The organism is Rhodococcus sp. NPDC019647 (assembly GCF_044389235.1).
GTDB lineage: Bacteria > Actinomycetota > Actinomycetes > Mycobacteriales > Mycobacteriaceae > Rhodococcus_F > Rhodococcus_F oxybenzonivorans.
This window is the reverse complement of sequence record NZ_JBIRXS010000010.1, coordinates 63,635-76,155: the sequence shown is the minus strand read 5'-3', so window position 1 is coordinate 76,155 and position 12,521 is coordinate 63,635. Positions and strand designations below refer to the sequence as shown.

The window sequence follows — 12,521 nt, the reverse complement described above, 5'->3', positions numbered from 1 at the left end:
GGGTTGACGAGTCCAGGGACTCGTTAACCGCGCACAGGCGTGCCGCGCCTTGCTACCGTCACCGGTATGTCGACGCCTTCGAGTTCCGCCGACCTCCCGTCCGCTTCCGACGACGCCCCCACGCGACCGGTCGCCCTCGTCACCGGCCCCACCTCCGGGCTGGGCGCGGGGTTCGCCCGTAAGTTCGCCTCGCTGGGTTACGACCTGGTGCTGGTCGCCCGTGACGAAGGGCGGATGCGCGAGCTCGCCACCGAGACCAAGGCAAGGTTCGACACGGAGTGCGAGATCCTTCCCGCCGATCTGGCTACGACCGCGGGTCGCTTGGAAGTGGCCGGGCGTCTGAACCAGGGCGTTGACGTACTGGTCAACAACGCGGGCTTCGGCACCTCCGGTGAGTTCTGGACCGCCGACCCCGGGCTGCTGCAAGCTCAGCTCGACGTCAACGTCACTGCCGTCATGCAGCTCACCCGGGCGGCGCTGCCGGCGATGATCGCGTCGGCCAACGGCACTGTCATCAACGTGGCCAGCGTGGCCGGACTTCTCTCCGGCCGCGGCTCCACCTACTCGGCAAGCAAGGCGTATGTCATCTCGTTCTCCGAGGGGTTGTCGGGAGGTCTGGCGGGGACAGGTGTCCGCGTGCAGGCGTTGTGCCCGGGATTTATTCGCACCGAGTTCCACGAACGCGCCGGAATCGAAATGACTTCCATCCCGAAGGTCATGTGGCTCAGCGTCGAGCAAGTGGTGGCGGCCTCCCTGGCGGATCTCGAGAAGGGGAAGGTCGTCAGCGTCCCGGGCGCCCAGTACAAGGTGCTTACTTCGGTGGGACGGCTGGTCCCGAAGAGCGTTGTGCGTCGCCTCACCAACGTGGTCGGCCGGGGCCGTGGCCGCACGTAGCGGTGGGTAGGGTTTCTGTCATGAGTGATCGCGAGGATTTGGCCGCGCTGGTGCGGAAGCTGGCTGTAGTGCACGGAAAGGTGACGTTGTCCTCGGGCAAGGAAGCCGACTACTACGTGGACCTGCGCCGCGCGACGCTGCATCACGAGGCCGGCCCGCTGATCGGGAAATTGCTTCGTGAGCTGGTGTCGGATTGGGACTTCGACGCGGTGGGTGGACTCACGATGGGAGCCGACCCGGTGGCGATGGCCGTCATGCACGCGGCGGGCAGGCCGATCGACGCGTTCGTCGTCCGTAAGGCAGCCAAGGCGCACGGGATGCAGCGCCAGATCGAGGGACCGGACGTGGTCGGCAAGCGGGTTCTCGTTGTCGAGGACACGACCACCACCGGCAATTCCCCCCTGACCGCGGTGAAGGCGCTCCGTGACGTGGGCGCCACCGTGGTCGGTGTTGCCACCGTCGTCGACCGCGCCACCGGAGCCGACGATGTGATCGCGGCCGAGGGGCTGGAGTACCGGTCGCTGCTCGGCCTCGCAGATCTCGGACTGAACTGACTAAGGGTAGCGACGGGAAGATGGGTGATCACCCCGTCGCTGCCACTTGGGGGAGCGGGTCGGTGCGTATTACGAATACGCGGGGACCGGTGTCGTGATGTCGTTGCGGACGACCTCGGTGAACACCGATTCCAGTTGATCGAGGAACCGGGAGATCGTGGAATGCGCCGTTGCCGTGTCGGGATATCGCGAACGTAACGAAAGCCCCTCTCCGGTCCGCGACACCCAGAATTGGGCGTCATCGCACACCGTCACATTGCTGATGTGGTGTGCGTTCATCGCCCGAAGCTGTTCGGGGCAGGCGACTTTGCGGTAGTCGATGTACGAGACCATGAACAGGTCGGTTCGGGTTCGCCGGTATCCGTCACCAACTCCACGACGCACCTGTTCCATGGACAGCCCCTTCAGCGAGAGTGCGGTGCGGAACGACGCGTGAGTGCCGGTCAGCGTCGACTCGAACGACCCGTGCGCTGACACCGGCACCACGATCGGGGCAGTGGCGGTGAGCCACCCGATGGAGTCCTTCCACCGGCGATTGTGGCGGGTGTGCAGGGGAAACTGCAGTGGCAGGTGGAGCGGGCCGCCTTCGCGCTGCAACGCGGTACCGATAGCGCTCAGCACACCAGTGAACATGGTGCCTCCTGCTCGTAGGCAGTTCTCTTCCAACCGTGCGGTGCCGGGACCGTCGAGAACTAACCGGACATCGGACGCCTGCCGCGCCGGTCTTCCCTCCTCGACGCCGAGGTCCAAGGGGAATGTGGGAGCTGTCCCACCGCAGCGCTCGTAGAACCGCGACCACGCCCGGATTCTCGGATCGCTGTCGTCGACGGCCGTATCCATGGCTTCCGTTTCGCAGTACGACATGAAACTTCCCGGGTCGCCGAGCACCTTTCCGATCTGCGAGTCGTCCGTCGCCGGTGCCGACGTGATCAGGTCGTAGATCTGCCGTAGTTCGCGCAACGCGATCACGAGGGACAGCCCGTCCACGATGGTGTGGTCGAACGCCGCGATGACGGTGCTCGATGTGGGCCTTTGCACGATGGCGAAAAGATAGGCGGGAAACGTCAGGGGGTCGCACTCCGCGGTGAAGCGGGTGCGTAGGTGTGCGCGGAGCGACACGGGGTCGTCGAACCGGACGGGATCCGATTCTTTCAGCGCAATGGCATCCGGTGGCACCATGAGGCGCTCGATGCGTGTGGGATGGACGTCGAAGCCCGTCCACAGTGCGTCGTGCCTACGGATGAATATCTCGAACGTGCGCCGTACAGCGCTGTGGTCGAGTGTGCCCGGCAGATCCAGGCTTCCTGCCATCCACACGCTGCGACCGAATCCGTGTGCCCGGGCGGTGTCGAGGTGGAAACGCTGGTTGTAGCTGGGCGGAATATTCGACTTCAGTGAAGCCGCAGTTGGTCGCAGGGTCCATTCTGTGAGCGTGCCGGGTTCGATGTCGTAGCGATCGATCGAAGTCACGTGCATCAGCGTTCTCCGCTGTCCGGGCGCAGGCTCGTGAGGGCGCGGTCGATGCAGCCGTAGGCGGCGACGGTGATGATGGCCAGCGGGCCCGCGGCGACCGCGGCCAGCCTCTGCCCTACGGCGTTGACGAAAACGATGACGTTCTGCAACGACAGTTCGTCGGTCGTCTTTCCCACGAGCGCTCCCATCCCGCATTCCCGAATCGTCCGCACGATGATCGACCCGGCCGCCGACGGCGCAGCGGTTGCGGCGTCGGCAGGATTTGCGACCCCGATCACGCCGGCGGAAATGGTCGTGTCCGAGGTGAGGGCCGCCGTGGTTGTGCTGGTCTGGGGTGTCGTTTCCACTGCACCGGCCGAGCCGGTGCTTGCGGCCATTGCGATCAGTGCAGCGGCGAGGATGACGAAGAATTGCCTCATATCTGGATATGCCCTTTCGCGCGGAGAATGGAGTGCTGGGCATTATTCGAAAAATGCCGAGTGTGATGAGAATTCCGATGTGTGCCCGTTGATTCTTTGGCCATTGATCGGTGAACGGAACCAGCTTTGTCCGAAGAGCTGGTCTTGGCTCACGCCGAAACGGACACCGAAGTCATCGGTACTGGTAGCAGGGCATAAAATTCCATCCGGACCGGATCCGGCCCGGTGGCGGCGAGATCGTGGCGGAGTGGTAGTTCTATGATCTCGGTCTCAATTACTTGGATCGCCGGTCCCGAATCTGCGATAACAATTGCGCACCTTTGTGTCCGCGGGTGTGCGGGAATTCGAACTCGGAGCGCTGATGGAATATCCCGGTGACCACGATCACCCCCGAGTGCTTTTCGCTGAACGATTCGCGCTGCTCTACGAATTGGCCGGTCGCCCCGTTCTGAAACGGCTCGCCGATCGCGCGAACTCCACGATTCCCGTCACCGAGTCGAGACGGGCCGTGTTCGTGTCCGCGCAACGCCTCTCCGACTGGCGTACCGGTCGCAATGTGCCAGCCCGGTTCGATGGTCTGGTCCCGACCCTGCGGGTCCTGATCGGTGCGGCCCGGACCCGACATCCCGGCCCCCGTTCGGACGGGCTCTACTCGATCCGGCAGTGGCAGGTGCTCTGGGAGCGTGCGCAGCGCAGCGAACCGGCGCGCGGTGACGCGGCTCGCGACTGCCCCGCGGGGGCCACCGACAGGGGGCCCGGAACCGCCGAATGCCCGTACCGCGGGCTGAGAGCCTTCGGTGTCGAGGACAGCCGGTACTTCTTCGGGAGGCAACGGACGACCTCGGCTCTCCTCGCCGCGGTGCTCGACAACGATGACGACGTCGCGCTGACAGTTCTGGTGGGGGCGTCCGGTTCGGGGAAGACGTCGTTGCTGCACGCCGGGCTCGTCCCGGCGCTGGAACGGGGCCGTTCCGTCGTGACCCTCACTCCGGGCCGCGACCCCGTCGGCACACTCGAGCGCTCCTTCGACGAGGAGCGGGAGACGCCGTGCGTTCTGATCGTCGACCAGTTCGAGGAACTCTTCACACAGTGCCGGGACGAGGATGTCCGGCGTCGCTTCGTCGGTGTGCTCGTGCAGACCGCGCGAAGCCGCGCGTATTCCGAAACGCCGGTCGACGCGGTGGTGGTGGCCGTGCGCGCCGATTTCTACGAGCGGTGTGTGGACTACCCCGATCTGGCGGCCCGTCTCCAACAGGGCCAGATGGTTCTCGGACCCATGACGCGTGACGAGGTTCGGACGGCCGTCAGCGGTCCTGCCGCCCTGGTGGGTGTTCCGCTCGAGCCCGGCCTCGTCGACATCATCGTGCGCGACCTCGGCGACGGAAGCGGCGCGGCATACAGCTCGGGTGCGCTGCCGCTGCTGGGGCACGCCCTCTTGGCAACGTGGGAGGCACGGGCGGGTGATTCCCTCACCGTGAGGGCCTACGAGTCCGTGGGCGGGGTACGCGGTGCTGTCGCGCGTACCGCCGAGGCGGTCTGGGAAGCGCTGACCCCGGCGGAACAGGTGGGGGCGAGGCAGATACTGATGCGGCTCGTCGCCGTCGGCGATGACGGTCCGGATACTCGGCGCACCCTGAGCCCCCCGCAGGTCCTCGAGGGATGTTCGAATACCAGTGCCGGAACCAGCGCGATGAATGCCTTGACCGCTGCGCGGCTGGTGACCCGTGACGCGTCGGGGGTCGAACTCGCGCACGACGCCGTGTTCGAGGCGTGGCCACGGCTTGCCATGTGGCTGAGCGAGGATCGGGCGGTCGCCGTCCTGCATCAGCGAATCGACAAGGACGCCCTGGAGTGGGAGAGGCATGACCGTGACGGTTCGCTGCTCTACCGGGGCGTGCGGTTGGATGCGGCGCTTCGGTGGGAAGCGGACAGTCGCGCAGGCCGGATAGGTGCGTCGACGCGTTCTTTCCTGGCGGCGGGAAGGCGACACGACCGTCTCGCCCGGTTGCGACGCCGAGGAGCTGTCACCGCGCTTGCACTGCTGACCGTCCTCACCACGATCGCGGCACTCACGGCGCACGCGCAGCGAGTGTCTGCCGACGAGGAGCGCACGACGGCACAGTTCGCGGAAATTCTCGCGCAGGCCGCGCGCACGCAGAACCCCGATCCGTCCATGTCGGCCCGGCTTTCGTTGCTCGCGACCCAGCTGCGGCCTCAGGACGACACCGCAAGGTCGATGCTGCTCGCGTCACAGAATGCCCCGCTCGCCGACCGGCTCGGAAGCCACGACGGTGCAGTCTATTCCGTGGCTGTCGGACCCGGCGGAGTAGTCGCGTCCGCCAGTTACGACCGAACGATCCGATTGTGGAACCCGGCGGCCACCGGGACCCGCGGCTCGTTCACGGCGTCCCTCACCGGGCACACGAGCTGGGTCACCAGCGTGGCCTTCAGTCCCGACGGGCGAATGCTCGCCAGCGGCAGTGGTGACAGCACAGTCCGGCTGTGGGACATCCGCGATCCCGCCCGTCCCACCGAACTGGGGCAGCCGCTCGTCGGGCACTCCGGAGCCGTGTACATGGTGGCGTTCAGCCCCGACGGGCGCACCCTTGCCAGCGCCGGTGACGATGGAACGACCCGGCTGTGGAACATCGACAATCCGAGCGCCGTCGGGGATCGTGCCGCACCGCTCAGCGGTCACACGGCAGCTGTCCGCACAGTGGCTTTCAGCGCCGACGGGCTAACGCTCGCCACGGGAAGCGACGATCACACGGCGATGCTCTGGGATCTGAGCGATCCGGCGCACCCCGTGGCGTCCGGCCGGGTCGTTGGGCATGCCGACACCGTGCATTCGGTCGCTTTCAGCCCGGACGGGCGACTTCTCGTGACGGGCAGCGACGATCACAGCGTTCGGCTGTGGCGGCTGGACCGCCCGGGTCCGCCAGTCGCCACCCGAGAACCCCTGATCGGGCACAACGCCGCGGTCTGGGCGGTGTCCTTCGGTCCGGACGGTTCGTCGCTCGTCTCCGCCAGCTGGGACGGAACCGCCCGGGTCTGGTCGCTGATCGACCCGGACCGGCCGACGTTGCTCGGAAAGCCCCTTGCCGGAAGCAGCGGCGGCCTCACGACTGCGGTGTTCACCCGAGACGGCAAGGCGGTCGTTACCGGGGGTCAGGACGGGACGGTGCGAAAGTGGGCGCTACCGACCGCAGTCGTCGCCGGACACACCTTGCGGGTCACGACCCCCGTGCTCGACGAGTCCGGAACCGTCGCCGTCACGGCGTCCCGGGACGGGACTATTGCCTTGTGGCGGATGGGAGATGGTCATCCGCCGGTGCTCACTGCACGGTTTCTGTCGGGGGGCGGTGTGGGAGTCGAGAACGTCGCATTGTCGGCGGATGGTTCGGTGCTCGCGACCGCGGGCGTGGGCAGCAGGGAGGTGCAGCTGTGGAACATCGCCGACGGCATGGCCGTTCCGGCCGGACCACCCCTCGAGATCGCCGCGCGCTACACCCACGAGTTGGCTTTCAGTCCGGACGGGGCGTTGCTCGCCACCGCTGCCGACGACCAGTCGCTCACCCTCTGGAGCCTCGCGGACAGGGCGCGTCCCGTCCAGGTGGGAAGTGCGCTTTCCGGCGCCGCCGGATGGATCAACGCCGTTGCCTTCAGCCCCGACGGACGTTTCCTCGCGGCGGGCAGTAGCGACAAGACGGTGCGGTTGTGGGACGTGTCCCGTCCCGAGAGGCCCGGTGCTGTCCGGACTTTGAGCGGTCACCACGGTGCGGTCAACGCCATCGACTTCAGTCCTGACGGGCGCACCCTGGCCAGCGGCAGCGACGATCAGACGATTCGCGTGTGGCCCCTCACCGCGGAGAACGGCGACAAACCAGGCGAAGCCGCGGTGCTGTCCGGTCACACGAGCACCGTCCGCTCGGTCGCGTTCAGCCCCGACGGCCGGACCCTTGCCTCGGGGAGCGACGACCAGTCCGTGCGCATCTGGGACGTGTTACACCTGCGCGCGCTGGGCGGTTCACTGGTACCGGATGGAACGGTCCGGTGGCGAGTTGCGTTCGGTGCCCGGTCGGACGTGCTGATGGCGACGGGGGAAGCCGGAGCCGTTCGAATACTCGACCTCGACCCGCACACTGCCGAGGCCAGGGTGTGCGCGAACACGCCCGATCCCTCGACAGTCGAATCGTGGCAGCAGCTTGCTCACGGGCCAGTGGCAGCGCCCTGTGGCTGACACCAGGGCACAGATCAGTCGGCGTCCGCGGCCGTGACGGCCTTCGTTCTCGGGTGAGGATGCCCGCCACCCGGTCAGGACGAGCGCTGCGCCGCCTGTTCCACCTGACGCCGCAGGGTGGCGTCGGTGTGTCGAATTGCCTGCGCCACAAACGGTTCGACGATACGCGCCAGCGCCTTCCCGGCAAGTCCGCCGGGAAGCTCGTAGTGGAAGTCGACGGTCAGTCGGGTCGCTTCTTCGCTGACGGCCTCGAATCGCCACTGCGAGTGGGTGGTGAGGCCGTCGATCGAATCGAGCTGGATCAGTGCGTTCTCTTCCCACGCCGTGATCTCGACGACCGAGCCCAGCGTCTTGGGGCCGACCCGCATCGCCGCGTTGTAGACGGCACCGAGTCCGCGGACGGGTTCGCCGACGGGATCGAACTGGGTGATCCCGAAAAGCCAGGACGGCACGTGCGTGTAGTCGTCGAGATACGCGAAACAGGCGGCGAGCGGCGCTTGGGCTACGGCGGTGTGATGAATCTCGATCATGACGACTTTCCTGTGGAATGGGCGGACGGCGAGTGCCGGTAAGGCCGGACGGCGTAGTTCTCGAGGTCGAATCGGGCGAGGCGGCGTCGCAGTGATCCGGTGGACCACGGCCAGGCCGCGAAGTTCTTGCCGTCGGCGTCGAGGTAGTAGCTACTGCATCCGCCGTTGTTGAAGACCGTGGGGGCCAGGCCCTTCTGGACGGCGTCGTTGAATGCGCGGAACGGCTCCTCGCGGACCTCGAGTACTTCGATGCCCTGCTGTTCGGCCTTGGTCAAGCCGTCGATGACATAGTCGAGCTGGGTCTCGGCCAACCCCAGAAACGAGTTGTACACCAGGATGTTCGGGCCGAGCATGATGTAGGCGTTCGGTGCACCCGGAGTGGTGGTGGCCAGATAGGCCTCGGGACTCTTCGCCCACTTCTCCGACAGAAGGCGTCCGTCGCGTCCGCGAATGCGGCTCGCGATGGGTGGGTGGCTCACATCGAATCCGGTACCGAAGATGATGACGTCCACCTCGCGTCGGGTGCCGTCGGCGGCCACCACCGACTGCCCGTCGACCGCGACGAGCGCGTGGGGAATCAGCTCGACGCCCGGCTTCGTCAGTGCAGGCAGATAGGTGTTGGACAACAGGAGTCGCTTGCACCCCAAGGTGAAGTCCGGGGTGAGCGACGCTCGGAGTTCGGGGTCGGGCACCTGTGCCGCGAGCCAGCGGGTACCGATGGGGTTGAGTAGGCGTGCGGTCCGTTCGCGCCGCATCGCCAGGGTGAGGGTCCGCAGCACCACGTCCAGGAGGTGCCGAAATGCGTTCTGTACGGCGGGAACTCGACCGAACACCCATTGCGCCATGCGCGGGAACGGAAAGTCGAGACGTGGGACGACCCACGCGGGAGTGCGCTGGAAGACGTACAGCTGCGCCACGTCCGGTTGGATCTCCGGAATGAACTGCACGGCGGACGCGCCCGTTCCCACCACCGCCACCCTCTTGCCGGTGAGATCGACATCGTGATTCCAGCGCGCCGAGTGAAAGATCTCGCCGGCGAAGCCGTCGATTCCGGGGAGCTCGGGTGTCTTCGGTTCGGTGATCGGTCCTGCCGCGAAAATGACGTGCTGGGCGACCATCGTGCCCTGGGTGGTGTCGAGGACCCACCGTCGGCGGTCTTCCGACCACGCTGCCTCGATCAGCTCGGTGTGCATCGAGATCTTGGATCGGACGCCGAACTTGTCGACCGTTTCCTCGATATACGACAGCAGTTCCGGCTGTAGTGCAAAGTTGCTCCGCCATTGCGGGTTGGGATTGAAGGAGAACGAGTACACCGGTGCGGGTATGTCGACACCGCAGCCGGGGTAGGTGTTCTCCCGCCACACGCCGCCGACGCGTGCTGATTTCTCGAGCACGAGGTAGTCCGTAATTCCGGCCTTTTCCAGCTTGACCGCTGCGGCGACGCCGGACAGACCGGCGCCGACTACGACGACCGACAGATGTCGTTCGTCCTCCGAGGCCTGGGAGGCGATGCCGGCCTGCTGCGGGGCACTCACTGTCATGTCCTCTTCCTGGGCCGAGGTGGAACGGTCACCGGTAATTAACTGAGACTCGATGTCACAGTAAAAGGAAGAAGGCGCGATGGCAAGTGGCGCTCCGCGCCCGTGCGCCTTTCTGGTAGCGGTGGCAACCAGAAAGGCGCACGGAGCGTGCTAGTTACGGCTGGGGGACCTCGACGCTATCGGGCAGCTTGTCCCGCATCTTGTCGAGTTCCTGCTCGATTCGTTCGACGGCACTGTCGTTGTTGAGCACAGTGACCATTCCGGCCGCGAAAGCTATCGAGATGACGATTGCCAGTGCGCTCAGTACAGTGCCGGCAATCGCCACGCCTTTACCGGTGATACCGACCTTGCGGGACGCCCTCAGTCCGAGGATGCCGAGAATCAGCCCGATGATGCCCAGCACCAGTCCGACCGGAGACAGGATCACGATCAGCACGCAGACGAGGGCGGCAACGCCGACAGCGAGGGCGAATGCGGCAGCAGTGCTGGTACGTGCGGGTTTGGTGACTACTCGTTGCTCGACGTCGACGGAACGACCGTCGACGGAACGACCGTCGACGGAACGACCGTCGATATCGGTCACACGATGCGGGTCGTTTTCGTCACCGCGACCTGTCAGGGGTCTGCTCATCATTACCTCCGGGCGTAGTCGATCTGGGGTGTACAACGCATGCCCGGTTCGGTGGCCTTCAAACCGTATCGGTGAGGGTCCCGGTGCCTACTCGGTCGCGGCGTGGTCGGCGAGCAGGGCGACGCCGGATTCTCGAATAAGGGACGGTCGCGCCGCATATCCGCACACCCTTTGGCCGGATGCTGAGGGATTGGTCGGCGAGTCCCGCGAATCGGTGCGCGGATGCGGAGCGTCCGCCGCGGGTCGGTGACGTGGTCCGCGCCGAGTTCGGGGAGATCCCGCACCGCACGACTTGCTGCCGCAGTGCCGCACATCCTGGGAGAATCGGTGTATGACCGAGCGCAAACCTCCCGAGGTGAGCTTCGAGAGCTGGATCGACAAGCAGATCCGGCTGGCGCAGGAGCGCGGCGACTTCGACAACCTTCCCGGAGCAGGTAAACCGATACCACTGTCCGGCGACGTCGATGACGAGTTGTGGTGGGTCAAAGGTTATCTGCGGCGTGAGAACCTGCCCCTCGACGCACTGCTACCGACGCCACTGCAGTTGCGCAAGCAGATCGAGCGGCTCCCCGAGACGGTCCGCGGAATACCGTCGGAGGACGCGGTGCGCGAGATCGTGCATCAGCTCAACCTCGAGATCGTGGCCTGGTTGCGCGCACCGTCCGGGCCGCGAGTGCCGGTCAGCCCCGTCGACGCGGACGAGGTGGTGTCGCACTGGCGAATGGACCGCCGAGCGGTGCGCACGCCGCCCCCATCGCTCCCGCAGTCCGTAGAGAACCCGCCGTCCGCCGAGAACCAGCCGCCGACGCCGCGACCGCGGCGGTGGTGGCGTCGGGGACGGTGACCGGTCAGGCCCCGTGCGGCGACGGTTGCGCGGGTGCGACCCTGGCGGCCGGAGCAGCACGCGACGAACCAGGGTAGGGGTGGGTGGTGCGATGAAATCGCTTCTCCGAAAAGGTGATGTGCCCAGCGCTGTTGGTGCAGCCGGTCTGGTGATCACGGCGCTCTACGCATACTGGGCAACCGGACTGGAGCCGTTCACGGGCCTTGCCTACATCGCAGTCGGAATGCCCGTTGTTCTGCTGGCCGGTGTGGCCGTCATCGGCGGCGCTCCCGCTCCTCGGGACAACGACACGCCACGGGCAGGGGAGATCACGCTACGCTCGGTGCTCCCGTGGCTGGTGTTGCTCTTTGTTGCCGCAGGCCTCGAAGGACTCGGTCTCGCCCTGGGTGGCCGGTCCACCACCGTTCCCACACTCAGCACGGTGATCGATCATGCGCTGGCGTGGCATCCGGTTCGATTCGTCCTGTTTTGCGGATGGCTTGCCGTCGGCGGGGGCCCAGTCGTCCGGATGTACCGCAGGTGGGTGCGACCCCGTTCTCCCGCGGGAGGGTGAGGTGATAGTCACGATCATCTGGCTGATGTTGATCGGCACCGGCATCGGCATCGAGTTGTACAGCCGCCGGACCGGCGGACGGTGGTCGAGCCTTGTGAGCGTCGTCTCCGCGCTGTGGACCCGGCTGCCCGGACGACTACTTCTCGTCGGCCTCTGGGCTTTCGCAGGGTGGCACGTGTTCGCCCGGTACACCCTGCCCTGATCACCCGGGTCAACCGCCGTCCGTTCGCCCGTAGTGCCGGAAGTGCTGGTGGCCGGGTCCTCAATGTTCGCCGCCCTCGACGTCCGAGGTGCAGCCCGCGCTCGTCGGTCTCGAGGTAGAGGTGGGGTCTCGTCCGTGCCTCCGTTCTCGGATATCCAGAACAAGGGGAAGGCGACACTGTCGGAGTGGCAGCGATCAGGGGCGCGGCCGCTGCGAGTGACGCGGCGAGGCGACGAGGATCTGGTCTTGATGACGGCGGTACGGGCGGAGCAGGAGCGGGAGGTGCTCGCGGCGGCGACGGCGATTGTCGACGCCCTACTGCACTCGGATGACGGTGTTCTGGTCCGCAAGGTCGTCGCGGCGGCGTTTCCGTGGGTGAGCTACCTGTCGGGTGAGGAGGTCGCCGACTTCGTCGACGGGCTGATCGCGTCGCTGCGGGCGGGCTCGTCGATGGATAATCCCGCTCCGCCGGCCCGCACGATCGAGACGTGGCGCCATACGGCGGAGGTGTATGCCGATCCAGAGCTTGCCCGGATTCTGTCGGCGCCGTCCAAGGGCGACTTCGGGGCCGTACCGGTGCCGGAGCTGTGAGCCCGAAGCGGGGTGAACGGGTCGCGCCGCCGGCGTCCGGGGAGCTGTG

The 12,521-nt window shown here is 66.4% G+C and carries 12 protein-coding genes; 7 read left to right on the top strand and 5 right to left on the bottom strand.

Annotated features, from left to right (window positions below):
- Positions 1 to 66 precede the first annotated feature (66 nt).
- Together ACH49N_RS19605 and pyrE are read left to right on the top strand one after the other, a co-directional pair.
- Entirely contained in the window at positions 67 to 894 is an 828-nt protein-coding gene (locus ACH49N_RS19605) for an SDR family oxidoreductase (RefSeq protein WP_159924822.1), read from the top strand.
- Between the two features lie 20 nt (positions 895 to 914).
- On the top strand, positions 915 to 1,448 hold the full coding sequence (gene pyrE, locus ACH49N_RS19600; protein ID WP_109332769.1) for an orotate phosphoribosyltransferase: 534 nt from the start codon (positions 915 to 917) through the stop codon (positions 1,446 to 1,448).
- A gap of 69 nt (positions 1,449 to 1,517) precedes the next feature.
- Here the strand turns inward: pyrE and ACH49N_RS19595 are convergent, their stop codons facing one another.
- Both ACH49N_RS19595 and ACH49N_RS19590 read right to left on the bottom strand, forming a co-directional pair.
- Positions 1,518 to 2,924 carry a condensation domain-containing protein gene (locus ACH49N_RS19595; protein WP_397504747.1) on the bottom strand — a complete coding sequence of 469 codons (1,407 nt, stop codon included), beginning with the start codon at positions 2,922 to 2,924 and terminating at the stop codon, positions 1,518 to 1,520.
- Positions 2,924 to 3,340 (bottom strand): hypothetical protein, encoded by a 417-nt coding sequence (locus tag ACH49N_RS19590; protein ID WP_358273657.1) that lies wholly within the window; start codon positions 3,338 to 3,340, stop codon positions 2,924 to 2,926. Before ACH49N_RS19590 ends, ACH49N_RS19595 begins: the two co-directional genes overlap by 1 nt.
- A gap of 322 nt (positions 3,341 to 3,662) precedes the next feature.
- On the opposite strand from ACH49N_RS19590, the gene ACH49N_RS19585 reads away from it, so the two are divergent.
- A complete protein-coding gene (locus ACH49N_RS19585; protein ID WP_397504746.1) occupies positions 3,663 to 7,580 on the top strand; it encodes a hypothetical protein in 3,918 nt (1,305 codons plus the stop codon).
- A 74-nt stretch (positions 7,581 to 7,654) separates the two neighbouring features.
- Here the strand turns inward: ACH49N_RS19585 and ACH49N_RS19580 are convergent, their stop codons facing one another.
- The 3 genes from ACH49N_RS19580 to ACH49N_RS19570 form a co-directional block, all read right to left on the bottom strand.
- Entirely contained in the window at positions 7,655 to 8,110 is a 456-nt protein-coding gene (locus ACH49N_RS19580; protein ID WP_159924828.1) for an SRPBCC family protein, read from the bottom strand.
- Entirely contained in the window at positions 8,107 to 9,651 is a 1,545-nt protein-coding gene (locus ACH49N_RS19575; protein WP_358273654.1) for an NAD(P)/FAD-dependent oxidoreductase, read from the bottom strand. Before ACH49N_RS19575 ends, ACH49N_RS19580 begins: the two co-directional genes overlap by 4 nt.
- 154 nt (positions 9,652 to 9,805) lie before the next feature.
- Complete coding sequence (locus tag ACH49N_RS19570; protein WP_250771994.1) at positions 9,806 to 10,282, bottom strand: DUF4190 domain-containing protein; 477 nt, start codon at positions 10,280 to 10,282, stop codon at positions 9,806 to 9,808.
- 331 nt (positions 10,283 to 10,613) lie between these two features.
- Between ACH49N_RS19570 and ACH49N_RS19565 the strand changes: the two genes are divergently transcribed.
- The 4 genes from ACH49N_RS19565 (at position 10,614) to ACH49N_RS19550 (ending at position 12,472) form a co-directional block, all read left to right on the top strand.
- Complete coding sequence (locus ACH49N_RS19565) at positions 10,614 to 11,126, top strand: DUF1992 domain-containing protein (RefSeq protein ID WP_358273652.1); 513 nt, start codon at positions 10,614 to 10,616, stop codon at positions 11,124 to 11,126.
- Positions 11,127 to 11,244: 118 nt separating this feature from the next.
- Entirely contained in the window at positions 11,245 to 11,679 is a 435-nt protein-coding gene (locus ACH49N_RS19560; RefSeq protein ID WP_358273651.1) for a hypothetical protein, read from the top strand.
- Position 11,680: 1 nt separating this feature from the next.
- On the top strand, positions 11,681 to 11,881 hold the full coding sequence (locus ACH49N_RS19555; protein ID WP_358273649.1) for a DUF6186 family protein: 201 nt from the start codon (positions 11,681 to 11,683) through the stop codon (positions 11,879 to 11,881).
- Between the two features lie 135 nt (positions 11,882 to 12,016).
- On the top strand, positions 12,017 to 12,472 hold the full coding sequence (locus ACH49N_RS19550) for a hypothetical protein (RefSeq protein WP_358273648.1): 456 nt from the start codon (positions 12,017 to 12,019) through the stop codon (positions 12,470 to 12,472).
- Positions 12,473 to 12,521: the final 49 nt, after the last annotated feature.

Bases quoted from the DNA above. Each gene is read 5' to 3' on its own strand.
- pyrE (WP_109332769.1), top strand. From the start codon at position 915: ATGAGTGATCGCGAGGATTTGGCCGCGCTGGTGCGGAAGCTGGCTGTA.
- ACH49N_RS19590 (WP_358273657.1), bottom strand. From the start codon at position 3,340: ATGAGGCAATTCTTCGTCATCCTCGCCGCTGCACTGATCGCAATGGCC.
- ACH49N_RS19595 (WP_397504747.1), bottom strand. From the start codon at position 2,924: ATGCACGTGACTTCGATCGATCGCTACGACATCGAACCCGGCACGCTC.
- ACH49N_RS19580 (WP_159924828.1), bottom strand. From the start codon at position 8,110: ATGATCGAGATTCATCACACCGCCGTAGCCCAAGCGCCGCTCGCCGCC.
- ACH49N_RS19565 (WP_358273652.1), top strand. From the start codon at position 10,614: ATGACCGAGCGCAAACCTCCCGAGGTGAGCTTCGAGAGCTGGATCGAC.
- ACH49N_RS19605 (WP_159924822.1), top strand. From the start codon at position 67: ATGTCGACGCCTTCGAGTTCCGCCGACCTCCCGTCCGCTTCCGACGAC.
- ACH49N_RS19575 (WP_358273654.1), bottom strand. From the start codon at position 9,651: ATGACAGTGAGTGCCCCGCAGCAGGCCGGCATCGCCTCCCAGGCCTCG.
- ACH49N_RS19570 (WP_250771994.1), bottom strand. From the start codon at position 10,282: ATGAGCAGACCCCTGACAGGTCGCGGTGACGAAAACGACCCGCATCGT.